This window comes from Streptosporangium sp. NBC_01639 (genome assembly GCF_045209755.1).
GTDB lineage: Bacteria > Actinomycetota > Actinomycetes > Streptosporangiales > Streptosporangiaceae > Streptosporangium.
This window is the reverse complement of the sequence record NZ_CP109272.1, coordinates 5,925,379-5,949,994: the sequence shown is the minus strand read 5'-3', so window position 1 is coordinate 5,949,994 and position 24,616 is coordinate 5,925,379. Positions and strand designations below refer to the sequence as shown.

At 70.4% G+C, this 24,616-nt stretch carries 22 protein-coding genes; 9 read left to right on the top strand and 13 right to left on the bottom strand.

Annotated features, from left to right (window positions below; translation table 11 throughout):
• Positions 1-2: 2 nt before the first annotated feature.
• The 6 genes from OHA77_RS27225 to OHA77_RS27200 all read right to left on the bottom strand — a co-directional run bounded on the left by OHA77_RS27225 (position 3) and on the right by OHA77_RS27200 (position 6,559).
• Positions 3-1,013 (bottom strand): ABC transporter permease, encoded by a 1,011-nt coding sequence (locus tag OHA77_RS27225; RefSeq protein ID WP_406312276.1) that lies wholly within the window; start codon positions 1,011-1,013, stop codon positions 3-5.
• Positions 1,010-2,506 carry a sugar ABC transporter ATP-binding protein gene (locus OHA77_RS27220; protein ID WP_406312275.1) on the bottom strand — a complete coding sequence of 499 codons (1,497 nt, stop codon included), beginning with the start codon at positions 2,504-2,506 and terminating at the stop codon, positions 1,010-1,012. The genes OHA77_RS27225 and OHA77_RS27220 overlap by 4 nt, the downstream gene beginning before the upstream one ends.
• The gene (locus OHA77_RS27215; protein WP_406312274.1) at positions 2,506-3,558 is read right to left on the bottom strand and encodes a sugar ABC transporter substrate-binding protein; all 1,053 of its coding nucleotides are present in this window, start codon (positions 3,556-3,558) and stop codon (positions 2,506-2,508) included. Before OHA77_RS27215 ends, OHA77_RS27220 begins: the two co-directional genes overlap by 1 nt.
• A 106-nt stretch (positions 3,559-3,664) precedes the next feature.
• Positions 3,665-4,411 carry an SDR family NAD(P)-dependent oxidoreductase gene (locus OHA77_RS27210; RefSeq protein WP_406312273.1) on the bottom strand — a complete coding sequence of 249 codons (747 nt, stop codon included), beginning with the start codon at positions 4,409-4,411 and terminating at the stop codon, positions 3,665-3,667.
• On the bottom strand, positions 4,404-5,699 hold the full coding sequence (locus OHA77_RS27205; RefSeq protein ID WP_326825367.1) for an L-fuconate dehydratase: 1,296 nt from the start codon (positions 5,697-5,699) through the stop codon (positions 4,404-4,406). The genes OHA77_RS27210 and OHA77_RS27205 overlap by 8 nt, the downstream gene beginning before the upstream one ends.
• Positions 5,696-6,559 carry a fumarylacetoacetate hydrolase family protein gene (locus OHA77_RS27200; protein ID WP_406312272.1) on the bottom strand — a complete coding sequence of 288 codons (864 nt, stop codon included), beginning with the start codon at positions 6,557-6,559 and terminating at the stop codon, positions 5,696-5,698. The genes OHA77_RS27205 and OHA77_RS27200 overlap by 4 nt, the downstream gene beginning before the upstream one ends.
• Before the next feature lie 429 nt (positions 6,560-6,988).
• On the opposite strand from OHA77_RS27200, the gene OHA77_RS27195 reads away from it, so the two are divergent.
• On the top strand, positions 6,989-9,394 hold the full coding sequence (locus tag OHA77_RS27195; protein WP_406312271.1) for a glycosyl hydrolase family 95 catalytic domain-containing protein: 2,406 nt from the start codon (positions 6,989-6,991) through the stop codon (positions 9,392-9,394).
• A 232-nt stretch (positions 9,395-9,626) separates the two neighbouring features.
• Positions 9,627-10,832 (top strand): cytochrome P450, encoded by a 1,206-nt coding sequence (locus OHA77_RS27190; protein ID WP_406312270.1) that lies wholly within the window; start codon positions 9,627-9,629, stop codon positions 10,830-10,832.
• A gap of 48 nt (positions 10,833-10,880) precedes the next feature.
• Here the strand turns inward: OHA77_RS27190 and OHA77_RS27185 are convergent, their stop codons facing one another.
• Positions 10,881-13,055 carry a WD40 repeat domain-containing serine/threonine protein kinase gene (locus OHA77_RS27185; RefSeq protein ID WP_406312269.1) on the bottom strand — a complete coding sequence of 725 codons (2,175 nt, stop codon included), beginning with the start codon at positions 13,053-13,055 and terminating at the stop codon, positions 10,881-10,883.
• 173 nt (positions 13,056-13,228) lie between these two features.
• Complete coding sequence (locus OHA77_RS27180; RefSeq protein WP_406312268.1) at positions 13,229-13,606, bottom strand: winged helix-turn-helix transcriptional regulator; 378 nt, start codon at positions 13,604-13,606, stop codon at positions 13,229-13,231.
• 102 nt (positions 13,607-13,708) lie between these two features.
• Here OHA77_RS27180 and OHA77_RS27175 point away from each other — a divergent pair, with 102 nt between their 5' ends.
• Positions 13,709-14,344 (top strand): NAD(P)-dependent oxidoreductase, encoded by a 636-nt coding sequence (locus tag OHA77_RS27175; RefSeq protein WP_406312266.1) that lies wholly within the window; start codon positions 13,709-13,711, stop codon positions 14,342-14,344.
• A gap of 131 nt (positions 14,345-14,475) precedes the next feature.
• Here the strand turns inward: OHA77_RS27175 and OHA77_RS27170 are convergent, their stop codons facing one another.
• From OHA77_RS27170 to OHA77_RS27160, 3 genes are all read right to left on the bottom strand, one after another.
• A complete protein-coding gene (locus tag OHA77_RS27170; RefSeq protein WP_406312265.1) occupies positions 14,476-16,065 on the bottom strand; it encodes an ABC transporter permease in 1,590 nt (529 codons plus the stop codon).
• Entirely contained in the window at positions 16,062-16,970 is a 909-nt protein-coding gene (locus OHA77_RS27165) for an ATP-binding cassette domain-containing protein (RefSeq protein WP_406312263.1), read from the bottom strand. The genes OHA77_RS27170 and OHA77_RS27165 overlap by 4 nt, the downstream gene beginning before the upstream one ends.
• Before the next feature lie 78 nt (positions 16,971-17,048).
• A complete protein-coding gene (locus OHA77_RS27160) occupies positions 17,049-17,537 on the bottom strand; it encodes a GbsR/MarR family transcriptional regulator (protein ID WP_406312262.1) in 489 nt (162 codons plus the stop codon).
• Positions 17,538-17,737: 200 nt separating this feature from the next.
• Between OHA77_RS27160 and OHA77_RS27155 the strand changes: the two genes are divergently transcribed.
• A complete protein-coding gene (locus tag OHA77_RS27155; protein ID WP_406312260.1) occupies positions 17,738-17,938 on the top strand; it encodes a hypothetical protein in 201 nt (66 codons plus the stop codon).
• Positions 17,939-18,041: 103 nt separating this feature from the next.
• On the top strand, positions 18,042-18,350 hold the full coding sequence (locus OHA77_RS27150) for a hypothetical protein (RefSeq protein WP_406312259.1): 309 nt from the start codon (positions 18,042-18,044) through the stop codon (positions 18,348-18,350).
• Positions 18,351-18,435: 85 nt separating this feature from the next.
• On the opposite strand, the gene OHA77_RS27145 is transcribed toward OHA77_RS27150, so the two are convergent.
• Entirely contained in the window at positions 18,436-19,017 is a 582-nt protein-coding gene (locus tag OHA77_RS27145; RefSeq protein ID WP_406312258.1) for a DedA family protein, read from the bottom strand.
• Between the two features lie 328 nt (positions 19,018-19,345).
• On the opposite strand from OHA77_RS27145, the gene OHA77_RS27140 reads away from it, so the two are divergent.
• Positions 19,346-20,026 (top strand): TetR/AcrR family transcriptional regulator, encoded by a 681-nt coding sequence (locus OHA77_RS27140; protein ID WP_406312257.1) that lies wholly within the window; start codon positions 19,346-19,348, stop codon positions 20,024-20,026.
• 109 nt (positions 20,027-20,135) lie between these two features.
• Here the strand turns inward: OHA77_RS27140 and OHA77_RS27135 are convergent, their stop codons facing one another.
• A complete protein-coding gene (locus OHA77_RS27135; RefSeq protein ID WP_326825385.1) occupies positions 20,136-21,164 on the bottom strand; it encodes a GDP-mannose 4,6-dehydratase in 1,029 nt (342 codons plus the stop codon).
• Positions 21,165-21,443: 279 nt separating this feature from the next.
• Here OHA77_RS27135 and OHA77_RS27130 point away from each other — a divergent pair, with 279 nt between their 5' ends.
• The 3 genes from OHA77_RS27130 (at position 21,444) to OHA77_RS27120 (ending at position 24,605) form a co-directional block, all read left to right on the top strand.
• Entirely contained in the window at positions 21,444-22,688 is a 1,245-nt protein-coding gene (locus OHA77_RS27130) for a glycosyltransferase family 4 protein (RefSeq protein ID WP_406312256.1), read from the top strand.
• A 56-nt stretch (positions 22,689-22,744) separates the two neighbouring features.
• A complete protein-coding gene (locus tag OHA77_RS27125) occupies positions 22,745-23,458 on the top strand; it encodes a methyltransferase domain-containing protein (protein ID WP_326825387.1) in 714 nt (237 codons plus the stop codon).
• A gap of 106 nt (positions 23,459-23,564) precedes the next feature.
• Positions 23,565-24,605: a prenyltransferase gene (locus tag OHA77_RS27120; RefSeq protein ID WP_406319880.1), complete on the top strand. Its 1,041-nt coding sequence runs from the start codon at positions 23,565-23,567 to the stop codon at positions 24,603-24,605.
• Positions 24,606-24,616 lie beyond the last annotated feature (11 nt).

Sequence of the window (24,616 nt, the reverse complement as noted above, 5' to 3'; positions counted from 1 at the left end):
GGTCAGTCCTGTGCCTTGCCACCGGCGAGGCGACTGATCATCAGAGCGATCAGGATGATCGAACCGTAGACGAGCTGCTTCCACTCGCCGGGCACGCCCTTCAGCGTCAGGATGTTCTCGACGAGACCGATCACCAGGACACCGGTGAGCGCGCCGAGGATCGTGCCCTTGCCGCCGTCCATGCTGACCCCGCCGATGACCGCGGCGGCGAAGGCCATGAAGATCCAGCCGACCCCCTGGTTGGCGCTGATGCCGCCCAGTCGGCCGGTCTCCAGCACTCCGGCGAGCGCGGCGATCACGCCGCCGATGACGAAGACGGCCCACAGGACCCGCTCGACCCGGATGCCCGCCGCACGGGCGGCGTCGGCGTTGCCGCCGATGGCGTACAGCGCGCGGCCGGCCCGGAAGTAGCCGAGCGCGGCGATGGCCCCGGCGAAGAGCACGCCGGTGATCCAGATGGCCGCGGGGACGCCCAGCCAGGTGGCGCTGCCGAGGTAGAGGAACGACTCGGGCAGCGCGAACAGGCTCTTGCCCTGGGTCAGGCCGAGCTGGAGGCCGTGCACGACGATCATCATGGCCAGCGTGACGATGAAGGCCGAGAGCTGGAACCGCATGATCAGGAAGCCGTTGAAGGCGCCGACCAGCCCGCCGACCAGCAGGCAGAGCGGGATCGCCAGGATGCCGGGGAGCTCCAGGCCGAACCCGCCGGAGGCCACCGGGATGACCAGCATCACGCCGACGGCGGGTGCCATGCCGACCGTGGACTCCAGCGACAGGTCGAACTTGCCGGCGATGAGGATCAGCGCCTCGGCGAGCACCACCAGGGCCAGGGCCGACTGCTGCTGGAGCACGTTGGTCAGGTTGCCCGGGGTGAGGAAGACCGGGTCCACGAAGGACCCGGCGATCAGCAAGACGATGATCACCGGGACCAGGGTGAGGTCCCGGAAGCGCCCGAGCCGGATACGGCGGCCCGCCGGGACGGCCGTCGTGGGAGAGGTCTCTGTCGTGGTCATGAGTGGTCGATACCTTCCATCGCCGCCACCAGTTCGGGGTCGGTCCAGCCACGCGGCACGTCCTTCACGACGCGGCCGTGGAACATGACCAGGACCCGGTCACAGATCCGCAGGTCGTCAAGCTCGTCGGAGACCAGTACGGCCCCCGTCCCCCGGGCGGCCGCGTCCTCCACGGCACCGAGGAGCGCGTGCTTGGCCTTGACGTCCACCCCGGCGGTCGGGTCGATGACCACGAGGGCACGGGGATCGTCCGCCAGTGCCCTGGCCAGCACGACCTTCTGGGCGTTGCCGCCGGACAGGTCGGCCACCGGCTGGTCGGGACCGGTCGTCTTGATGTCCAGTTCGGCGATCATCCGGGCGCCGCGCTCGCGCCGTCGCGCCGGGGAGACCGTGCCGTACCGGCCGAGCTTGTGCGCGATCGGGATCGTGGCGTTCTCCGCGATCGAGAGCAGCGGGACGAAGCCCTCCCGGTGCCGGTCCTGGGGGACGAATCCGAGCCCGGCGGCGAGTGCCGAGGGCACGTCCCCCGGCCTGACCTCGGTGCCGTTGACGGTCACCGTGCCGGTGTCGGCTCTGCGGAGACCGACCAGGGTCTCGGCCAGCCCGACCTTGCCGCTGCTGCCCGACCCGGCCAGGCCGACGATCTCCCCCGACCGGACGGTCAGGTCCACGCCCTGGTAGCGGCCTTCGAGGCCGAGGCCCCGGGCGGCGAGGACGACGGGGGCCGCGGGGTCGGCCGTACGGGACCGGTATTCGTAGGCGGCGGTGGCCTCGCCGGTCATCGCGTCGACCAGCCGGTCGTGCGGCAGGTCGCCGACCGCGGCGGTGACGATGTGCCGGGCGTCCCGGAAGACCGAGACGCTCTGGCAGATCTCGTACACCTCCTCCAGGTGGTGCGAGATGAACATCATCGTCACGCCCTGCTCCCGCAGCGCGCGCATCCGGTCGAAGAGCCGCTGGATGGCCGGGCCGTCGAGCTGGGCGGTGGGTTCGTCCAGGATGATGAACCGGGCGCCGAACGACAGCGCCCTGGCGATCTCCAGAAGCTGGCGCTGCTCGACGCCGAGGTCCGCGGCGAGGCTGTCGGCGTCGACGTCCACGCCGTACTGCTCCAGCAGGTGCCTGGCCCGTGTGCGCAGGGCACGCCAGCTGATCGCGCCCCGGCCCGTCTGACGGTTCAGGAAGAGGTTCTCCGCGACGGTCAGCGCGGGGATGATCGTCGATCTCTGGTAGACGCACGCGACGCGCTGCCGCCAGGCGTCCCGGTCGGCCGTCGGCGGCGCGGGCTCCCCGGCGAAACGGACCTCGCCCTCGTCGGGGCGCTGCAGCCCGGTCAGGATGGACACCAGCGTGGACTTGCCCGCGCCGTTCCTGCCGACCAGCGCGTGCGTCTCTCCCTCCGTGATGGCGATCCCGGCACGGTTGAGCGCGGTGGTCGGTCCGAAGCGCTTGGTGATACCGAGCGCTTCGACCGCTTTAACAGGAGATGTCATCACTTGACCTGGTTGCCCCAGAGATTCTTGTCATCCACGTTCTCCTTGGTCACCAGCGGGGCGGGAAGCTGGTCCTCAAGGCCGTTCGGGAGCTGGATGATCGTGCTGTCGTGGTCGGTCGGGCCCGGCTGGAAGGTCTTGCCGTCGACCGCGGCCTTGGCGTAGAAGAGCGCGTACTTGGCGTACAGGTCGGCCGGCTGGGAGATCGTGGCGTCGATCTCGCCCTTGCGGATGGCCTCGAACTCCTGCGGGATGCCGTCGTTGGAGATCACGAAGACGTGCTTGGGGTCCTCCGGCGGCACGATCAGGCCCTTGGCCTTGAGCACCTGCAGGGTCGGGGCCAGGTGGACGCCTCCGGCGTGCATGTAGACGCCCTTGACGTCCGGGTGCTGCTGGAGGCGGGTCTGCAGCATGGACGCGGCCTTGGTGCCGTCCCACTCGGTCGGCTCCTCGAAGACCGTGATGCCGGGGAACTTCTCCTTCATGCACGCGCCGAACGCCTCGGCCCGGTCCCGGCCGTTGACGGACGACAGCGCGCCCATCAGCTCGACGACCTTGCCCTTGCCGCCCAGCTTCTCACCGAGGAACTCGCACGCCTGGGTGCCGTAGGCCTTGTTGTCGGCCCGCACGACCATGAAGACCTTGCCCTTGTCGGGACGGGTGTCCACCGAGACGACCGGGATGTTCTTGCTCTCCAGGGTCTGCAGCGTGGAGGCGATCGCGCCGGTGTCCTGCGGGGCCATGACGATCGCCTTCGCCCCCTGGCCGATCATCGCCTGGGTGTTGGCGACCAGCTTGGCCACGTCGTTCTGGGAGTTGCTCGGGGGCATCAGGTCGACGCCCAACTCTCCGGCGAGCTGGGGCACATACTTGCTGTAGGAGTTCCAGAAGTCGGAGTCGGCACGCGGGAAGTCGATCCCGACCTTGCCGCCCTCGGCTCCGGCGTCGGCGGGCGCGGCGGCGGTGCCGGCGCTCTCCGACGAGCCGCACGCCGAGAGGGTGCAGACGAGCGCGAGCAGTGCCACACCCGTTGCCGCAGTTCCACGTTTCATAACATTGCCTCGCTTCGAACCAAGTGGGGGGTGAACGTAAGGGTGGATCGGTGACTCCGTGCCCCGTTCGGCGCCGGGACGGCAGGCCTCGCCGTACCGGGCCGTGTCACGTGGCCGGCCGGAGCCTGAGTCCCTGCATGCCTCCGTCCACCGCCAGGACCGTGCCGGTGGTGGCGGCCGCGAGCGGACTCGCGAGGTAGGCGATCGCGGCCGCGACCTCCTCCGCGCTCACCAGGCGGCCCATCGGCTGGCGGCCCGCAAGGGCCGCCCGCTCGGCCGCCGGATCGGGCGCCGCGTCGAGCAGGCGCTGCACCCAGGGGGTGTCCGCGGTGCCGGGATTGACGCAGTTGACGCGGATGCCCTCCCGGACGTGGTCGGCGGCCATCGCCAGGGTAAGCGACTGGACGGCCCCCTTGGAGGCGCTGTAGAGCGCCCGCTGGGGCAGGCCCGCCGTGGCGGCGATCGAGCAGGTGTTGACGATCGCCGCGTTCGCCGAGAGCCGGAGGTACGGCAGGGCCGCCCGGGTCACCCGGACCAGGCCGAGGACGTTGACGTCCAGGACCCTGGACCACTCCTCGTCGGGGTTGTCCTCGACCGTCCCGGCCGCGCCGATCCCGGCGTTGTTCACCAGGATGTCGAGGCCGCCCAGCTGCCCGGCGGCCTGGTCGACCGCCGCACGGACCGCGTCCGCGTCGGTGACGTCGGCCTTGAGCGGGATGAACGGCTCGCCGGGCGGGGCGAGGTCCAGGCAGGCCACCGTCGCGCCGCGTTCGGCGAGCAGGGTGGCGGTGGCCAGGCCGATGCCCGACCCGCCTCCGGTGACCAGCGCGCGCAGGCCGTCGAACTCACGCATTGAGGGACCTCCAGACCGGACCGTCGGGGTAGGTGTGGTCGCTGATCGACGTGGGGTGCATGGCGGCGCCGGAGCCCGGCCGGCTCGGGGCGACGTAGGCGCCGTTCCTGATCACCACCGGGTCGGCGAAGTGCTCGTGCAGGTGGTCGACGTATTCGATCACCCTGTTCTCCGTCGAGGCGCTGACCGCGACGTAGTCGAACATCGCCAGGTGCTGGACCAGCTCGCACAGACCCACCCCGCCCGCGTGCGGGCAGACCGGGACGCCGAACTTGGCGGCCAGCAGCAGGATCGCGATGTTCTCGTTCACCCCCGCGACGCGGGCCGCGTCGATCTGCAGGTAGGAGATGGCCCCGGCCTGCAGGAGCTGCTTGAAGACCACGCGGTTCTGCACGTGCTCGCCGGTGGCGACCGGGATCGGCGCGATGCCCCGTGCGATGGCGGCGTGCCCGAGCACGTCGTCGGGGCTGGTCGGCTCCTCCACCCAGTGCGGCCGGAACTCCGCCAGGGCGTTCACCCAGGCGATGGCCGTGTCCACGTCCCAGCGCTGGTTGGCGTCGACGGCGATGGGGAAGTCCTCGCCGCAGGTGTCCCGCGCGATGCGCATCCGCCGCCGGTCGTCCTGAAGATCGGCGCCGACCTTCAGCTTGATCTGGGTGAAGCCGTCGGCCATCGCCTCCTTGCACAGCCGGCGCAGCTTCTCGTCGCTGTAACCGAGCCAGCCGGGCGAGGTGGTGTAGGCGGGGTAGCCGTGCTCCCTCAGCCGGGCGATCCGCTCCCTGCGGCCCGGCTCGGCGGCGCGCAGGATCTCCAGCGCCTCCTGCGGGGTGAGGGCGTCGCTGAGGTAGCGGAAGTCCACCAGCGCGACGAGCTCCTCGGACGGCATCTCGGCGAGCAGCAGCCAGAGCGGCTTGCCCTCCCGCCTGGCCCTGAGGTCCCAGAGCGCGTTGATCACGGCGGAGATCGCCATGTGCATGACGCCCTTCTCCGGGCCGAGCCAGCGGAGCTGGGAGTCGTGCACCATGTCCTTCCAGAGCGCGCCCAGGTCCTCGGCGTCCCGGCCGAGCACGTACGGCTCCAGCGCCCTGATGGCGGCGGTCTGCACCTCGTTACCGCGGCCGATGGTGAACGCGAACCCGTGGCCCTCGAACCCGTCGTCGGTGCGGAGCACCAGGTAGGCGGCCGAGTAGTCCGGGTCCGGGTTCATCGCGTCGGAGCCGTCGAGCTCAAGGGAGGTGGGGAAGCGGATGTCGTGGGTCTCCAGCGCGGTGATGCGGTAGCCGCTCATGCCTGCCCCACCGTCTGGCGTTGGCGGCCCAGACCGTCGATCTCCAGCTCCATGACCTGACCCGCGCGCAGGTACGGCGTGCCCGGCAGACCGAGCGCGACACCGGCCGGGGTGCCGGTGTTGATCACGTCACCGGGCTCCAGGACCATGAACCGGCTGAGGTAGCGGACGACCTCGGCGATCTGGAAGATCATGTTCTTGGTGTCGCCGTCCTGGTACGGCTCGCCGTCGACCCAGAGCCGCAGCCCGAGGGCCTGCGGGTCGGCGATCTCGTCGGCGGTGACCAGCCAGGGACCGAGCGGGTTGAACGTCTCGCAGGACTTGCCCTTGTCCCACTGGCCGCCGCGCTCCAGCTGGAACTCGCGCTCGGAGACGTCGTTGGAGATCGCGTATCCCGCGATCTTGGAGAGCGCCTCCTCGTGGGTCTCCACGTAGCGGGCCGTCTCGCCGATGACGACGGCCAGCTCGACCTCCCAGTCGGTCTTGACGCTGTCCCGGGGGATCAGGACCTCGTCGTAGGGACCGACGACCGTGTTGGGGGCCTTCATGAAGATGATCGGCTCGGCCGGGATCGCCGCGCCCGTCTCCTCCGCGTGGTCGCGGTAGTTGAGCCCGATGCACACGATCTTTCCGGGTCGGGCGATCGGCGCGCCGATCCGCAGCCCCTCCGTGTCCAGCGACGGCAGCTCGCCTCGCTCCAGCGCCTCGCGGACGCGCGCCACTCCCCCGGAGGCGAAGAAAGCTCCGTCGATCTCGGGCTCCGAGATTGCGCGGAGGTTACCGGCCCCGTCCATGACGGCCGGTCGCTCCTGGCCGACGGGCCCTACTCGCAGCAGCTTCACACCGCACCCTTCGCTCATACATCCGATGTATCCGTGCCGTGATGCTGAACGACGGCACACCCCCCTGTCAACCCCCTCCCCGGGGATACATCCGATCCGTTATCGAGACGAAACCGCAGATAGCAGCTCTATGACGCGTTATTCCTCGGCCCTCTCCCGCCAGTCATCGGATTACGTCTCGCTGCCGATCAGAGGCCCTGCCCATCTGATCTCCTGAACCGTGAAACCGCTCCACCGGTTTTTTGCGCACATACATCGGAGGTTGAGCCTTGTTACGAGGGGGTTTCGGTGCTATCTCCTTGAGGAAGGCCGGCCCTGTGATCGGAGGAATCCGTTGTCTCACCCCCCAGACGACGACTCGGCATCACCCTCCCGCTCCTCGCGGCATTCGCCGCCGGCATGGGGTTCCCTGATCGGAACGCCGCACGAGCAGCGCCGGGAACGGACATGACCTCCCCGCAGACACCCGATGACCTGACCCTCTGGTACGACCGACCCGCCGTCGACTGGGAGACCCAGGCGCTGCCGATCGGCAACGGCGCGCTGGGCGCCATGGTGTTCGGCGGGGTCGCGAGCGAGCAGATCCAGTTCAACGAGAAATCACTGTGGACCGGCGGCCCCGGCTCCGCCGGGTACGGCTCCGGCGACCGGACCTCCCCGCGGCCGGACGCGATCGCCGAGGTCCAGGCGGAGATCGACCGCGACGGGAAGATGTCTCCCGAGGCGGTGGCGGCCAAGCTGGGCCGCCCCAGGGTCGGGTTCGGGGCCTACCAGACCTTCGGCGACCTCTGGCTGGACGTGCCGGACGCCCCGGCGAGCCCGATCGGCTACCGGCGGGAGCTGAGTCTGCGCGAGGCGGTCGCGAGGGTCGGCTACACCGCGGAAGGGGTGACCTACTCCCGCGAGTACTTCGCCGGCCATCCCGACGGCGTCATCGTCGGACGGATCTCCGCCAGTGTGGCCGGCAACGTCTCCTTCACCCTCCGGACCTCCTCCCCCCGCTCCGACCGGCAGGTCTCGGTCGCGGACGGCCGCCTCACCGTCCGCGGCGCGCTCGCGGACAACGGCATGCGGTTCGAGGCGCAGATCCAGGTGGTCACGCGGGGCGGCAGCCGTACCGACGGGACCGACCGGGTCACCGTCACCGGCGCCGACAGCGCGATGTTCGTCCTCGCCGCGGGCACCGACTACGCCGGCGCCCGCCCCTCCTACCGGGGCCCCGATCCGCACGCCGCGGTGACCGCCGCCGTCGACACGGCGGTGGCCAAAGGTTTCGACCAGCTCAGGGCCGCCCACCGGGCCGACTACCGGAGGCTGTTCGACCGGGTGAGGCTGGACCTCGGCCAGCGGACTCCGGAGATCCCGACCGACCGGCTCCGCGCGGCCTACACCGGCGGCACCTCGGCCGACGACCGGGCGCTGGAGGCGATGTTCTTCGCCTACGGCCGCTACCTGCTCATCTCCTCCTCACGCGAGGAGTCGCTCCCGGCCAACCTGCAAGGAGTGTGGAACAACTCGACCAGCCCGCCCTGGTCGGCCGACTACCACCTCAACATCAACCTGCAGATGAACTACTGGCTCGCCGAGCAGACCAACCTCGCCGAGACGGCCGTCGCCTACGACCGCTACCTCACGGCCATGGTCGCGCCGGGTGAGCGGACCGCGCGGGAGATGTTCGGGTCACGCGGCTGGGTGGTGCACAACGAGACCAACCCCTTCGGCTTCACCGGCGTGCACGACTGGGCCACCGCCTTCTGGTTCCCCGAGGCCGCGGCGTGGACGACCCAGCAGATGTACGACCACTACCGTTTCAGCGGCGACCTCGTCTACCTGCGGAGGACCGCCTACCCGGTGATGAAGGGCGCGGCCGAGTTCTGGCTGGACAACCTGCACGTGGACCCGCGCGATGGCGGTCTCGTGGTCTCCCCCGGTTACTCGCCCGAGCACGGCGACTTCTCCGCCGGCGCCTCGATGTCCCAGCAGATCGTCTTCGACGTGCTGACCAACAGCCTGGAGGCGGCCAGGACGCTGAACGTCGACGCGGCCTTCCAAACCGAGGTGACGGCCGCGCTGGCCAGGCTCGACCGGGGGCTGCGGGTGGGCTCCTGGGGGCAGCTCCAGGAATGGAAGAGCGACTGGGACGACCCGGCGAACACCCACCGGCACGCCTCACACCTGTTCGCCCTGCATCCCGGGCGGCAGATCACCCCGGGCACGCCGGAGGCCGAGGCGGCCAGGGTCTCCCTCACCGCGCGCGGCGACGGCGGCACCGGCTGGAGCAAGGCCTGGAAGATCAATTTCTGGGCCCGGCTGCTGGACGGCGACCACGCCCACAGGATGCTCAGCGAGCAGCTCATGTCGTCCACGCTGGACAACCTCTGGGACACCCATCCTCCGTTCCAGATCGACGGCAACTTCGGCGCCGCCGCCGGGATGGCCGAGATGCTGCTGCAGAGCCGGCACGACACCGTCCAGGTGCTGCCCGCGCTGCCCGCGGCCTGGCCGGCCGGATCGGTCAGCGGCCTGCGCGCCTGGGGTGACGTGACCGTGGACGTGTCGTGGCGGGACGGCTCCGCCGACAAGATCACCCTGCACACGGGTGCCACCGGGCCCGTCAAGGTCCGCTCGGCCATGATCGGCGGGCACTGCCGGGTCCGTGACGAACGGGGGAACGAGGTGGCCGTCGCGCGTTCGGGTGAGACGCTGAGCTGGGATGCCCGCGCCGGACGGTCCTACACGATCGCGAACGAGATCGACCTGGCCACCTCGACCACGCTCCGTTCCTCGGCGTGGGAATCGACGTCGGCCTCACCGGGACCGCCCCCGGAACGCCTGCCGACCTCCGCCCCTTGACTCTTCGGCCGCCGCATAATAGAACACGTTTCGGAAAGCCTTCCGACCAAGCGCTTGATCAGCATGCTGTAGCCTCCGGGCGGCCGCGGCGGCCGGTCCGTCCGCTGCGGATGTGCCCGAGAGGCGCATGCCGTACCGGCGACCGGGTGAATCCACGGACCGCGTCCCCCTAGGCTGCACCGACATGAGCGCGTCACGAGGACGCCCGCACGGTTCGCGCAGGAGGAGACCAATGGACATCGATCTGGTCGACCAAGACCTCTACTGGCGGGACGGCGCTCCGCACGACCAGCTGGCCTGGCTGCGGGCCAACTCCCCCGTCCACCGGCACCAGGGCGACGCCGAGCGGGGATGGCCCGATTTCTGGGCGGTCACCAGGCACGCCGACGTGGTGCAGGTCTCCCGCAGTTCCGACCTGTTCTCCTCCAGCAGGAAACTGGCGCTGTTCAACGAGGTTCCCGAGGACCAGCGCGCCCTGCAGCGGCTGATGATGCTCAACCAGGACCCGCCGGAGCACACCCGGCGGCGTTCGCTGGTCAACCGGGGCTTCACCCCGCGCATGATGGGCGCCCTGGAGGGGCACATCCGTGACATCTGCCACGAACTGGTGGACGAGGCCAAGGGGCGTGGGTCGGTCGACTTCGTCCGGGACATCGCCGCCCCGCTCCCGCTGTACGTGATCTGCGAGCTGCTCGGCGCCCCCGTCGAGGACCGGGACAAGATCTTCAACTGGTCCAACCAGATGATCGGGGCCGAGGACCCGGACTACGCGGCCGACCCCGCCGAGGGCTCGAACGCCGCCATGGAGGTCTACGCCTACGCCAACGCCCTGGCCGCCGAGCGGCGGACGCGCCCCCGCGAGGACATCGTCACCAAGCTGATCATGCCCGACGCCGCGGGCGAGACTCTGACCGAGGAGGAGTTCGACCTGTTCGTGCTCCTGCTGGTGGTCGCGGGCAACGAGACCACCCGCAACGCGGCGTCCGGCGGCATGCTCGCCTTCTTCGAGCACCCCGAGCAGTGGCGGCGGCTGATCGCCGACCCCGCCCTCGCCCGCAGCGCGTCCGACGAGATCGTCCGCTGGGTCTCCCCGGTGAACCTCTTCCGCCGTACGGCCACCGCCGACACGACGATCGGCGGGCAGGAGGTGAAGGAGGACGACAAGATCGTGGTCTTCTACAGCTCCGCCAACCGCGACGAGGACGTGTTCGCCGACCCCGGCACCTTCGACATCGGCCGCGACCCCAACCCGCACATCGGTTTCGGCGGCGGCGGAGCCCACTTCTGCCTCGGCAACCACCTCGCCAAACTCGAACTGCGGGTGCTCTTCGAGGTGCTGGCCGAACGGCTGCCGAAGCTGACCCAGGCCGGTCCCGCCCGCCGCCTCCGCTCCAACTTCATCAACGGCATCAAGGACCTGCCGGTCACCCTCACCTGACGACCGGCGCTCCGGCCCGACCGGTCGCTCAGGAGCCAGGCGCCTCGCTCAGGAGCCAGCCTCCGGGGAGGGCGGAGCCAGGCTCCATACCCGCACCCCTGTCTCGTCGAAGCTGGCGGAGAGCAGGACCGGCTGCCCCTCCAGCCGTGTCACCAGCATCGACGTGATCCCGAAAGTAGGGGTGGCGAACACCCTGCCGATCTGCTCACGGGTGGCCAGATCCCACACCCGTATCCCGTCGTAGCCGCCGGAGACGACGACCGGCCGCCCCGCCAGCTCCGTCACCACCACCGACTCGACTCCCTCGGTGTGACCGGTGAACGGTCGGCCGAGCTGCTCGCGGGTGGCCAGGTCCCAGACCCACACCGTGCTGTCGTCGCCGCCGGCGGCGCCGGAGACGACGACCGGCCGCCCCTCGAACTCCGTCACCGCCACTGTCACGGTCACCGATGAGACCCCGTCGGCCTGACCGGTGAACGGCCGGCCGATCTGCTCACGGGTGGCCAGATCCCACACCCGCACCCCGTCGCCGCCGGCCGAGACCACGACCCGCCGCCCCGCCAGCTCCGTCACCACCACCGACTCGGCCGAGACGGTGTGCGCGGTGAACGGCCGGCCGACCGGCTCGCGGGTGGCCAGATCCCACACCCGCACCGCGTCGCCGCCGGCCGAGACCACGACCCGCCGCCCCGCCAGCTCCGTCACCACCACCGCCGTGATCCCGTCACGGTGCGCGGTGAACGGCCGGCCGACCGGCTCGCGAGTGGCCAGATCCCACACCCGCACCGTGCTGTCACCACCGCCGGAGACGACGACCGGCCGCCCGTCCAACTCCGTCACCGCAGCGTGGGAACCGCTGTTGTGGCCGGTGAACGGCCTGCCGAGTTGCTTGCGAGTGGCCAGGTCCCACACCCGCACCGCACGATCGTCGCCACCGCCACTGGAGATCACGACCTGCCGCCCCTCGAACTCGGTCACCGCCTCCACCGATGAGGCCGCGCCGATGTGACCGGTGAACGGTCTACCGACCGGTTTGCCGAGCGGAACGGCCTTCCGAGTCCGACCGGGTGACGGAACGGAGGAGTCGGGGAGACCCGTGGCGGATGGAGACGGTGACGATGGGGCGGAGGTCCCCGAGGTCCCGGAGGTCCTGGAGGGACTCGTGGACGGCGGGGCGGAGGTTCCAGGAGGGACCGTGGACGACGGGGCGGAGGTTCCAGGAGGCTCTGGTTGCCAGAGCCAGAAGGCTGCGGCGACCGGGATGAGGACGGTGACGGCCGCCCCGGCGGCGGCCAGGCGACGCCGGGCGGGACCACGCGGGATGCGGGACACCGGAGTCGGCGGAACAAGTTCACCTGAACCACCCGGTACCGCAGGCGGCGGGGCGGTGCCGTGCGGCCGGTGATCCACCGTGACGAACTCCTCACGGGTGAGGCCGGCGAGCAGGTCGGTTACGGTGGGCCGGGCGCCAGGATCCTTGGCCAGACAGGCGGCCAGCAGCGGGCGTATCCGCTCGGGCACTCCGGCGAGGTCGGGCTCACGATTGGAGACGGCGTACATCACCGCCGCCGCGACGTCACCGGGGAACGCCCGATGCCCGGTGGCGGCGAACACCATGGTGGCGGCCCAGCTGAACACGTCCGACGCCGCGCCGGCCTGATGGCCGTTGAGCTGTTCGGGAGACAGGTAGGCGGGGGTGCCCACCAGCCCCGATCGCGTGGTGGTGCCGTCCAGCACGCGGGCGATGCCGAAGTCGATGACCACGGGCCCCTCCGACCCCATGATCACATTGTCGGGTTTGAAGTCGCGGTGGACGATGCCGGCCCGGTGGATCGCGGCCAGTGCCGTCAGGGTGGCGACCGCGAGCCGGTCCAGGCCGCTGCCGGCTCGCGGCCCGTCAGCGATGACCAGCTCCTTCAGGGAAGGTCCGGGGATGTACTCGCTGACCAGGTAGGGCCGGTCGCCGACGATCCCCATGTCCAGGACTTGGGCGGTGCAGAACGCCGCGACCCGGCGGGTGATCTCCGCCTCGCGAAGGAACCGCTCGCGCACCTTGGGGTCGGTCGCCATCCGGATGTGCAGCACCTTGATCGCGACCTTGCGGTCCGAGGAATCGTGGCCGAGGTAGACCACACCCTGGCCCCCGTCACCCAGCACCCCGGCCACCCGGTAGGCGCCGATCCGTTCGGGGTCCCCCATGGCCGACGGGCCTGGACCGGACACCGCGCACCTCATCTCCAGGACCCCGCCGACGGGCGGCCGGGGCCGCTTTGATCCAATGAACGACGATAGGCGTCCCCCCGCCGCAGCAGAAGCCCCCGGTGGTCCGGGACCTTCCCGGGAGATCGGCCGTGTGGTCGCCGGACGAGCGGCCGTGCCCGGTTCCCGTACGAGGTCTAGCCGGTACGGTCGAGCGAGAGGGACTCCTCGCGTGCGTCGAGCAGTTCGTCCCAGTGCTGCTCCGCCCAGGCGCACATCGCGGCCATCGGTTCGAGCAGGCTGCGGCCGAGCGGGGTCAGCCCGTACTCGACCCGCCGCAGGGGATCGGCGTGGGCCGTACGGAGGACCAGGCCGTCGCGTTCGAGTGCCCGGAGCGACTGGGTGAGCACCTTCGCGGTGATGCCGCGCAGCGGAATCCGCAACTCGGAGAAACGACGGGGCCCGTGTTCGAGGCAGCGAATGATCATCCCTGCCCATTTGTCACCGATGCGGAACGGGGAGAGAGTCGACGGGCAGAGCGGATCGAACATGTCCGGATCAAGCGGCTGCGTCACACCTCCACCGTAGCCGGTATCCCGGCGGTAACCAGGTGCTCGGATAACGTCCCGGGCAACGGCCGGCGATCAGGTCCGGCCTCCGTGGCTGAGGTGGAACGCATGAAGGACATCATCGTTTTCGGGGCGGGCGGCAGGGCCGGGCGGGCGGCCGTCGAAGAGGCTCTCCGCCGCGGTCATCGGGTCACCGCGGTCGTGCGCGATCCGGCCGGGCACGGTGACCTGGCGGCGGACGGTGTACGGATCGCCGCCGGCGACGTCACCGACGCGACCGGCGTCGCCCGACTCGCCGAGGGCCACGACGCCGCGGTCAACGCCGCCGCCGACATCACCGCGCAGGCCGATGTCTTCTTCGCCGGCGCCGCCCGTGCGCTGCTTGACGGGCTGACCCAGGCCGGTGCGGGCCGGCTGGTGTCGGTCGGTCTGGCGTCGGTGCTGGAGACGGCGGCCGGGGCTCTCCTCATGGACACCCCCGGCTACCCGCAGGAGTACCGCTCCTTCTATCTGGGCCACGCCGCCGGAAACGACGTGCTGGGCGCCGCCACCACGTCGCTGGACTGGCTGATCCTCAGCCCGTCCGGCGACTTCCGCCATGACGGTGTCAGCACCGGCCGGTACCGGGCGGCTCCCGCCGAGGCGGACAGCCGCATCTCCTACCCCGACTTCGCGATCGCGCTGCTCGACGAGATCGACACCCCCGAGCACCACCGCACGCACCTGGGCGTCGAGGAGTACTGACACCCGAGGGGCTCCCCCGACGGCTTCGCTGGTCCCGCTGGTCGCCGCGGCCGCCTGCGCGGTGCCGGCCGGGGCCGGGGGTTCCCACCACCGCCCGCGTCCCAGGCCCCGGCGGTAAGGGGAGCGGCGCCTCAGAAGAGGTCGCGTCTGCGCAGGCGCAGGAGCGCGGCGCCGGTCAGCAGGGCGGTCAGCACGAGGATCACCACGGGCGGAGCGGCCACCGGCTGGGCGTCGGCGATGATGTTGGGGGTGTAGTGAAACGGCTCGAACCGGCTCCACCCCCACAGGCCGATGAGCGGGCCGAGAAGATCGCCGATCACGCAGACCAGTCCCCAGGCCGCCCAAGAGATCGCGACCGCCACCCGGGGCAGGACGCCGACGGCGAAGGTGGCGACGGCGCCGACGAGCCAGGCGGCGGGGACGTGGCCAAGAGCCGCGACGATGACCCGTGGCAGGTCACGCGCCAAGTCGCCGATGAGGAGCGAGTAGACCAGCCCGGTGACGGCCCCGCCGACGGCCAGCAGCCCGAGTGTGCCGAGCATCGCGATGACCAGGTGGCCCGCCGCCCATCGGATGCGGCCGACGGCGGTGGACAGGAACGCGTCGGCGCGGCCGGAGGTCTCCTCTGCGTGCAGCCGCAGCGTCGCCAGCACCGGGTAAAGGGCGCATGTGTAGCCGAGCAGCAGGACGATGATCCAGAGGTAGGCGTCGACCGGGTCGCCGGACGGACCTCCGTACCGCTGGATGAATCCGTCCAGGACCGAACCGGGCTGATCGGCCAGGCGCGGGGCGACGCCGCTGAGACCCGCGAAGACGGCGGCGATCGCGGCCAGTCCCGTTGCCCAGGCGGCCAGCAGGCCGCGTTGCAGGCGCCAGGCGAGGCTGAACGGCCCGCGCAGAGCGGAAGCGGTGGCCGGGCCCTGCCGTACGGGGAGGAGTCCGGCGCCGAGGTCGCGGCGGGTGGCCATTCGGTAGGCGGCCGCCAGCAGGACCGTGGCCGCCGCGGCGGAGACGGCGAGCAGCCACCACCGTTCGTCGCCGTATGCCCGTACCAGGTGGCTCCAGCCGAGCGGGGACAGCCAGACCAGCCAGGACTGCCCGGTGGCGTCTCCCAGGTATCGGACCAGGTAGGACACCCCGAGGACGGTGATCCCGATCCTGGTCGCGGTCCGCGCGCTCTCCGCCAACTGGGCGGCCAGCGCGGCGACCGCCGCGAACACCCAGCCGGCGGCGGCGATCGCGGCACCGTAGGCGATGGATCCGGTCGGCTCGACCCCCGACGCGACCAGTGCGCCCGCGGCGAGCAGCCCGGCGAGCAGGGAGGCGCCGGCCGCGGCCAGCAGGGCCGCGGCCGACGGCGCGTGGCGGCCGACCACTCCGGCGAGGAGCAGCTCATGGCGGCCGCTCTCCTCCTCGGCCCTGGTGTGCCGGATGACGATCGAGACGGCCATCCACGCGGCCAGCAGGTACGGCAGGCCGCCCCCGCGCCAGGCCGCCATCGCGCCGATGGACGGATCGGTCACCGGGCCGCCGAGCCCGAGGAAGACGGGGTTGTCCCTGATCACCTCGGCGTAGAGGCGCAACGCCTGGGGCGTCGGGAAGTAGCGGTGGATGTAGGAGATCATCCCCGCGGTCAGCAGGACGATGACGAGGACCCAGGTGGGGAAGGTGATCCGCTCTCTGCGCACCACCACGCGGAGCAGCATGCCGGTGCCGGTCATCGGGTCGCTCCCACCTCCTGCCCGGTCTGGTAGTGGCGAAGGAACAGCTCCTCCAGGCTGGGCGGCCGGCAGGTGAGGCTGTGCACACCGATCGCGGACAGCCGGGCCAGCAACGCGTCCAGCGCACCGGACTCGACCTGACAGCTCAGGCGGCCGTGGTCCACACGCAGGTCGTGCACGCCGGGCAGGCCGCCCTCCAGCTCCGGGGCGGGCCCGGCCAGCTCGGCGGTGATCGAGGTCCGGGCGAGGCGGCGCAGCCCGGTCAGAGTGCCGGACTCCACGTTCCGGCCCGCGCGGATGATGCTGACCCGGTCGCACAGCGCTTCGACCTCGGACAGAATGTGGCTGGACAGCAGGATGGTGCGGCCCGCCCGCTTCTCCTCCAGCATGCACGCGCTGAAGGCCGCCTCCATCAGCGGATCCAGCCCGGAGGTCGGCTCGTCGAGGATGAGCAGTTCGGTCTCCGAGGCCAACGCGGCCACCAGCGCGACCTTCTGCCGGTTGCCCTTGGAGTAGGTGCGGCTCTTCTTACCGGGGTCGAGTTCGAAGCGGTCCAGCAACTCGGCGCGGCGACGCGGGTTCAGCCCGCCGCGTGACCGTCCGAGCAGGTCGATCACCTCACCTCCGGTGAGGCCGGGCCACAGGGTCACGTCGCCCGGCACGTAGGCCAGGCGTCGGTGGAGTTCGGTGGCCTGCCGCCACGGGTCGCCGTCCCAGAGGCGCGCGCTGCCGGCGTCGGCACGGATCAGGCCGAGCAGAATGCGGATCGTGGTGGACTTTCCCGCGCCGTTGGGGCCCAGGAAGCCGTGGACCTCACCGGCACGGACGGACAGGTCGAGCCGGTCGAGGGCACGGTTCGCGCCGTAGGACTTGGTCAGTCCGGAGACTGTGATGACGTCGCTCATGAAGATCCTGTTTTTGAGGGATTGTCGGCGCCCGGCTCGGCGGCGAAACCTCCCCTGCCAGGTGGGCGCCCAAGGGATTCAGCCCTGGTCGATCTGCTTGAAGTGCTCGGTCAGCCAGGAGATGGAGGACTTCGCCGAACGGATGCGCCGCGTCTGGGCCTCGTTGTCCCAACCGAGCTTCAGTCCCTGTTCGACGAGGTCGTCGAAGGCGGCGAAGGCGGCCAGCTTCTGCCGGATGACCTTCTCCCAGGCGTCGTCCTCGATCTGGTAGTAGACAGTCCGCTCCCCCGGCTTGCGGAACTTGCGCACCAGCCGAATGGAGGTGAGCAGTTGCAGGTTGGTGGTGAGCGAGGCCCGGCTCGCCCCGATCGCCTCGGCGATGTCGCCGACGGTCTGCTCCGGCGGATCGGAGGCCATCAGCCAGCCGATGACGCGGCCGGTGATCGGGGCCAATCCCCATTCGGCGGAGACGAACGCGGCCACCTGCTCCACCCAGTTCAGAACGGTCTCGCGATGGGCGCTCCGCGGATCGTCCGGCATGGCGCTCTGCCGCATCATTGAAGTCACACACTCCTACTCTTGCCAGTTATTTCAGCCTAAACTGAAATAACTGGCGCGGCAAGAACCACACAGCCTCATCAAGATCTACTACGCTGAACGATTCCTTCGGATTCTCGTGATTTCCGACAGGAGTCCACACAATGAACCCATCCGGCTATGGGATCGAGAGTGGAGCTCTCGCGAGCGGCAGTCTTGGCATGAGGTCCGTGGACCAGGCGCTCCTGAATGCCGCGAACGCCCTGGAGATGAAGGCGGTGCTGCCGCAGGAGGCCCTCGGCCTGATCGGCATACCGTACGTACTCAAGTACAACAAGGAGCCGATCGAGCACGGGAACGACATGAGGGACGCGGTCCAGTCGGCCAAGGGCTTCTCCCACGTTCGACCAGGCGCCCAAGAACGCCGTTGAGGGCTGGAGCGACGCGGCCGCGACCGAACGGGAGATCTTCGGCCAGAACGTCACCGAACTCCGAGAAACGATCAAGTCGGCGTGGGAGGGGGAGGTCAAGGAGGTGGCCGACCGGAAACTCCTCGACTACGTCACCGCCGGCCTGGATCGCGGCGACAATGCCGAACGGCAGGAACGGCTCCTGGTCGGCCTGATCGAGCAACTCGAGCTCGTCCACAGGGCGGCCTACCTGCTCTCGTTGTCACTGGCAGTTCAGCTGCTGGGCTACGCCGTGCTCTCCTTCGTCCCAGGCGCCCGAGCGGTCGTCGAATTTCTCGGGGCGAGGCTGACCACGGCGGTCATCATCAGCACCGGTCTCGTGCTGGCCGTTTTCCAGGCGCTCGTCATCGGCAACCGGTACGTGAAGATCTGACCGCTGCCCTTGTCCGCGGCAGGCATACCCACCGGAAGGGATGGGAGCCTCATCAACCACGGGGTTTCCCCAGCCTCCGCGTGCCTCAGCCGACGGGGTGCGGACGCAGGCGGCGGATGACGGCGACGAGCACGGTCACGGCGGCGCCGCCCAGCGCGACCGCCATGATGATCTCCGTGGGGACGAGCCGGCCGCCGAGGTAGCCGATGAGGACGGCGGGCACGGCCCAGAGCGCCTCGGCGATCAGGGCCGCCGCGGCGTATCCCCGCCGGGGGAAGTTCTGCCGCCCGGCGGTGACGGCGGTGACGGTACGGCCGGCGGGGAGATAGCGGGCCACGATCAGGCTCAGGACGGTGTGCCGCGCGAACTGGCGCTGCCAGGCGGGGAGGTCCGGCCGACTGCCGCGGTCGCGGTGGGTCGCGAGGTGCGCGAGCTTGCGGGCGAGCCGGCGACCCAGCCGGTAACCGCCGAGGTCGCCGAGCCAGGCGCCGAGCGTTCCGGCGGCGATGAGGAGTACGGGAGCCAGTTTCCCCTGGGCGGCGAGGGCGCCACCGGCGATCATCAGGGTGCCGGTGGGAAGGATCGGGACGAACAGATCCAGTGCGGCCACCACCCAGACGACCAGATAGGTGGCCAGGGGCGCAGCCGGGAGCGCGATGTCGATCATGTAGATGTTCTTTCGATGAGCCGGGGGGCCGCGGCCTGATCGGCGGCTCCCCAGTGGAACTGTCCTTCTCGCCGGCCGACTTCGACACGACCGGCCTGCGCGTCGCGGGGGGACCGCAGGCCGGCTCCGAGGGCGCGCGGGTCTCCCTCGCCGATGCGCACCCGGAGGATGCCTGCGAATCTGTCGACCACAAACCTAGGGCATTTTGCGTAATGATTACACTAAATGTGTTCCGGACCACAGGAAGAAGGCCTCCGGCGTCGGCGGTCCACGGCGTAACCTGACAGCCGGGCACCCAACTCGGCGAACGAAAGGCAGGACACGTCGGATGGCATCGTCAGCGGCCGAGGTCCCCCGCAGGGGAAGGGGCCGCCCGGCGCGCCTCTCCCCGGAGCAGATCGTCACGGCCGCCGTGGACCTCCTGAAGCGCGAGCCGGACACCGCCCTGACCATCGGACGCGTCGCCACGGCCGTCGACTCCGCCCCGATGGCCCTCTACCGCTACTTTCCCGACCGCGACGCGCTCCTGCAGGCCATGGCCGACTTCGTCATGGCCGACATGCGAGTGGGCCGTCCCGCCGGTGACACCTGGCAGGAGCAGCTGCGCGCCTGGATGCACACCCTCCTGGCCAAGCTGCGGCACTACTCCCAGCTCCTGCCCTACATGGCCGCGACCCGGCGGCCCGTGGGGGTGCCGGGGCTGGCCACGCTCGCCACGATCCTGCGCCCGGCCCGCCTCAGCGACGAGGACCTCGCCCTGGCCCTCATGCTCATCGGCTCGACCACCGTCGGATACGCGGTGTACGAGTCACGCCGGTGCACGGGCGATCAGGTCGTGACCGCACTGCGCGACGCGCTGACCTCCTGCCCCGAGCGGGAGCAGGATCTCCTCGAAGGCGTGCTCCCGCAGCTGCCCTCCGCCTTCGCCCGGCTCCACGAGGTCGTCATCGACCAGACCGTCACCGCGATCGAGGCCCTCTCCCCGTCCGGGGCGCCCCCGGGACGGTGACGGCTCAAGGCCGGGAGGTGCGTCCTGTTCAAGGTCGGCTCAGGGCCAGGAGGGGCCTCCCGCTCCGGGTCGGCTCAGAGTCGGAAGGGGCGTCCTGCTCCGGGTCGGCTCAGGGCCAGGAGGAGTCCTGCTCCGGGTCGCCGCCCTCGGACAGGAGTTTGACGTCGGATTCGACCATCATCGCGACGAGCTCCTCGAAGGAGACCGTGGGCTCCCAGCCGAGCTGGGTGCGGGCCTTCTTCGGATCGGCGCAGAGCAGATCCACCTCGGCGGGGCGGTGCAGGGACTGGTCGCCGACCACGTACCGCTCCCAGTCGAGGCCGGCGGCGGCGAAGGCGGCCTCGACCAGCTCGCGGACGCTCTGCGTACGGCCGGTGCCGATCACGTAGTCCTCCGGCGTGTCCGCCTGGAGCATCAGGTGCATCGCACGGACGTAGTCGCCCGCGTAACCCCAGTCACGACGGGCCTCCAGGTTGCCCAGGCGCAGCTCGGAGGCCAGACCGAGCTTGATCCTGGCCACCCCGAGGGTCACCTTGCGGGTGACGAACTCGGCGCCCCGGCGCGGGGACTCGTGGTTGAACAGGATCCCCGACACCGCGTACATGCCGTAGGACTCGCGGTAGTTCTGGGTCAGGAAGTGGCCGTACGCCTTGGCCACGCCGTACGGCGAGCGGGGGTGGAACGGGGTGATCTCGGTCTGCGGGGTCTCGCGGACCTGGCCGAACATTTCCGATGATGAAGCCTGATAAAAGCGGATCTGTCCTGACCCTGCGGCCGTCCGCGAGGACGAGATACCCGAGCAGACCCGGATGGCCTCCAGCATGCGCAGCACGCCCATGCCCGTCACCTCGGCGGTGAGCTCGGCCTGCTCCCACGACATCGGGACGAACGAGATCGCGCCCAGGTTGTAGACCTCGTCCGGCTGGACCTTCTCCACGGCGGAGATCAACGAACCCTGGTCGAGAAGGTCGCCGCGGACGAGCCGGACGTCCTGCAGAAGCCTGCGCACCCGGGAGACCCGGGGGTTGGCCTGACCCCGGACCAGGCCCCACACCTCATAGCCCCGCTCCAGCAGGCACTCGGCCAGATAGGAACCGTCCTGCCCGGTGATACCGGTGATCAGTGCGCGCCTGGCCAACGCGTCCTCCTTGTTCGTCTGAGCGGATCTTGTACCACTGATTGGCGAATGTACCGCCATGCCCATGGATGGGCACCATGCCGGACAGGCTACGGCTAGAACGAGTTTCACCGAATAACGCTCGGTTAATCTAACTTCGCAGTTCGGAGCTGGTGAGACCCGCTCTGGTAGCAATTACACATCAGGTCCAAGAGGACTTCTGAATGGTAGGGTCCGATGTACTAAGGTCATCTTTCACGGTACCTGTCCCCTTCCGGACAGGTTGAGGAAGGGGTTGCCGTGCCAGATGCGGACTCACTGCGGGTCGCGCTGCTGTCCTACCGCAGCAAACCGACCTGTGGCGGCCAAGGCGTCTACCTACGTCACCTCAGCCGCGAACTGGTCGCCCTCGGACACCACGTCGAGGTCTTCTCCGGCCAGCCGTACCCCGAGCTCGACGAGGGCGTCATCCTCAACAAGGTCCCCAGCCTGGACCTGTACCGCGACGAGGATCCCTTCCGCACCCCCAAGCCGCACGAGTACCGCGACTGGATCGACTGCCTTGAGGTCGCGACCATGTGGACGGCCGGGTTCCCCGAGCCGCTGACCTTCACCCTGCGGGCCCACCGCGAACTGAAGAAGCGCGTCGGCGACTTCGACGTGGTGCAGGACAACCAGACCCTCGGCTACGGCCTGCTCGGCATCCAGAAGCTCTTCCCCGTCGTCGGCACCATCCACCACCCGATCAGCGTGGACCGGCGGATCGAGCTGAAGGCCGCGCCGCTGCGCAAGAAGTTCTCGCTCAGCAGGTGGTACGGCTTCGTCCGGATGCAGGCCAAGGTCGCGCCCCGGCTGAACCCCATCCTGACCGTCAGCGAGTCCTCCCTCGCCGACATCCACCGCGACTTCAACGTGCCCCAGGCCAACATGCGGCTCATCCCGCTCGGCGTGGACACCCGATACTTCCATCCGCGCCCGGAGATGCCCAAGCGGCCGGGTTCGATCGTCGCGGTCGCCAGCGCCGACTCCCCGATGAAGGGTGTCGCGACGCTGCTGCGGGCGGTGGCGAAGCTGGCCACCGAGCGCGACGTGAACCTGACCGTGGTCAGCAAGCCCACCCCCGGAGGCCCGACCGAGAAACTGGTCGCCGAACTCTCCCTGCGCGACCGGGTCAGGTTCGTGCACGGCATCTCCGACACCGAGCTGGGCGAGCTGATCGCCACCTCGGAGATCGCGGTCGTGCCCTCCCTCTACGAGGGCTTCTCGCTTCCGGCCGTCGAGCACATGGCCTGCGGCACCCCGCTGGTCGCCAGCCGTACCGGCGCGCTGCCCGAGGTGGTCGGCGACGCGGCCATCCAGGTGGCCCCCGGCGACCCCGAGGAGCTGGCCGCGGTCCTGCGCCGCCTGCACGACTCGCCCGAGGAACGGGCCGCGGTGGGCAGAAAGGGCTACGAGCGGGTCATGGCACGCTACACCTGGAACGTCGTCGCCCAGCGGACCGTGGAGGCCTACCACGAGGCCATCCGGGCCCGGCGCGCGAAGTAACCCCCGACCGTGCGAGGCGACCGGCCTCGAACCGATCACTTCAAGAGGAGCGGCGAGTGCTGACTGTCGACTTCGGCCGGTTGCCCGTGGGGCCCGGAACCCGAGTTCTGGACCTGGGCTGCGGCGGCGGACGGCACGCCTTCGAGGTGCTGCGCCGCGGCGCTGACGTCGTCGCCTTCGACATGGACGCCAAGGAGCTGGAGGACGTGGCGAGCATGTTCGTCGCCATGGACAAGGCCGGCGAGGTGCCCGCGGGCGCGACGGCCGAGACCGTGACCGGCGACGCGCTCGCGATGCCGTTCGAGGACGCGTCCTTCGACCGGGTGATCGCCGCCGAGGTGCTGGAGCACATCCCCGACGACATGGCCGCGATGCGGGAGATCTTCCGGGTGCTCAAGCCCGGCGGCCGGGCGGCCATCACGGTGCCGAGCTTCCTGCCCGAACGGATCTGCTGGGCGCTGGACGAGGCCTACCACACCGCCCCCGGCGGGCACGTCCGCATCTACACGCTGGCCGAGCTGAGCGCCAAGCTGAAGTCGGTCGGCCTGGAGATCGGCCCGCACCATCACGCCCACGGACTGCACGCGCCGTACTGGTGGATCAAGTGCGCGGTGGGTGTCAACAACGACGACCACCCGCTGGCCAAGGCGTACCACGAGGTCCTGGTCTGGGACATCATGAAGCGCCCGGCCGCCACCCGGATCGCCGAGGCGGTGCTGAACCCGCTCATCGGCAAGAGCGTGGTGCTCTACGTCCGGAAGCCCGCTTGACCTCGGGGGAGCCCGTGGACCGGGCGCGAACCCGACGCGGTGCGCGGAATGGTCCGCTGAGGGACGAAGCAGCCCGCGGAGCGAATGAGGAGCGGTGAGCGACCTGATGGACCGAGACCGGGTCGTCCAGACCGCGCAGAGCATCGCGGCGGTGCAGGAGCCCGACGGCGGCATCCCGTGGCCGGAGGGACACGTGGACGCCTGGAACCACGTCGAGTGCCTGATGGCGATGAGCGTGGCCGGGCTGGCCGGGCCGGTCCGCAGGGGCTACGACTGGCTGGTCCGGACGCAGCGCGCCGACGGCTCCTGGCCGATGAAGCTGGTCGGGGGCGAGGCCGTCGAACACGGCGGCGAGTCCAACCACGCCGCCTATGTCGCGGTCGGCGTCTGGCACGAGCTGCTGGTCACCGGGGACGAGGACTTCGCCCGCGAGATGTGGCCGGTCGTCCGCTCGGCGCTGGACTTCGTGGTCGGGCTGCAGACCGACCGGGGTGAGATCGTCTGGGAGCGGGCGGCCGACGGCGGTCCCGCCCGGTACGCCCTGCTGACCGGCTGCGCCTCGATCTACCAGGGGCTGCGCAGCGGGGTGCTGCTGGGTGATCGGCTGGGTGATCCGCAACCGGACTGGGAGCTCGCGGCCGACGACCTCGGCCACGTGCTCGCCTCGCACCCCGAGGCGTTCGCCGACAAGAGCCGCTTCTCGATGGACTGGTACTACCCGATCCTCGGCGGCGCGGTGCGCGGCCCGGCGGCCCAGTCGCGGCTGGCCGAGGAGTGGGACACGTTCGTGGAGCCGGGACTCGGCATCCGCTGCGTCTCCGACCAGCCGTGGGTGACCGGCGCCGAGTCGTGCGAGCTCGTGCTCGCGCTGGACGCCCTGGGCGAGCGGGACCGGGCGCTGAAGCTCTTCGCCGACATGCAGCACCTGCGGCACGAGGACGGGTCCTACTGGACCGGCTGGCAGTTCGTCAACGAGAAGTGGTTCCCGCACGAGCGCTCCGCCTACACCGCGGCCGCCGTCGTGCTGGCCGCCGACGCGCTGGCCGGGTACACCACCGCCGCGGGCCTCTTCCGCGACGCGGGCGCCTACGTCACGGACCGTCCCACGGCGGCCTGCGGCTGCAGCCACATCCCTTCACGGACCTGACCGGCGCCCGG

Coding starts and splice junctions, on each gene's coding strand:
- OHA77_RS27120 (WP_406319880.1), top strand. CDS start 23,565: ATGGACCGAGACCGGGTCGTCCAGACCGCGCAGAGCATCGCGGCGGTG.
- OHA77_RS27190 (WP_406312270.1), top strand. CDS start 9,627: ATGGACATCGATCTGGTCGACCAAGACCTCTACTGGCGGGACGGCGCT.
- OHA77_RS27175 (WP_406312266.1), top strand. CDS start 13,709: ATGAAGGACATCATCGTTTTCGGGGCGGGCGGCAGGGCCGGGCGGGCG.
- OHA77_RS27195 (WP_406312271.1), top strand. CDS start 6,989: ATGACCTCCCCGCAGACACCCGATGACCTGACCCTCTGGTACGACCGA.
- OHA77_RS27215 (WP_406312274.1), bottom strand. CDS start 3,558: ATGAAACGTGGAACTGCGGCAACGGGTGTGGCACTGCTCGCGCTCGTC.
- OHA77_RS27225 (WP_406312276.1), bottom strand. CDS start 1,013: ATGACCACGACAGAGACCTCTCCCACGACGGCCGTCCCGGCGGGCCGC.
- OHA77_RS27140 (WP_406312257.1), top strand. CDS start 19,346: ATGGCATCGTCAGCGGCCGAGGTCCCCCGCAGGGGAAGGGGCCGCCCG.
- OHA77_RS27165 (WP_406312263.1), bottom strand. CDS start 16,970: ATGAGCGACGTCATCACAGTCTCCGGACTGACCAAGTCCTACGGCGCG.
- OHA77_RS27200 (WP_406312272.1), bottom strand. CDS start 6,559: ATGAGCGAAGGGTGCGGTGTGAAGCTGCTGCGAGTAGGGCCCGTCGGC.
- OHA77_RS27220 (WP_406312275.1), bottom strand. CDS start 2,506: ATGACATCTCCTGTTAAAGCGGTCGAAGCGCTCGGTATCACCAAGCGC.
- OHA77_RS27170 (WP_406312265.1), bottom strand. CDS start 16,065: ATGACCGGCACCGGCATGCTGCTCCGCGTGGTGGTGCGCAGAGAGCGG.
- OHA77_RS27205 (WP_326825367.1), bottom strand. CDS start 5,699: ATGAGCGGCTACCGCATCACCGCGCTGGAGACCCACGACATCCGCTTC.
- OHA77_RS27145 (WP_406312258.1), bottom strand. CDS start 19,017: ATGATCGACATCGCGCTCCCGGCTGCGCCCCTGGCCACCTATCTGGTC.
- OHA77_RS27210 (WP_406312273.1), bottom strand. CDS start 4,411: ATGCGTGAGTTCGACGGCCTGCGCGCGCTGGTCACCGGAGGCGGGTCG.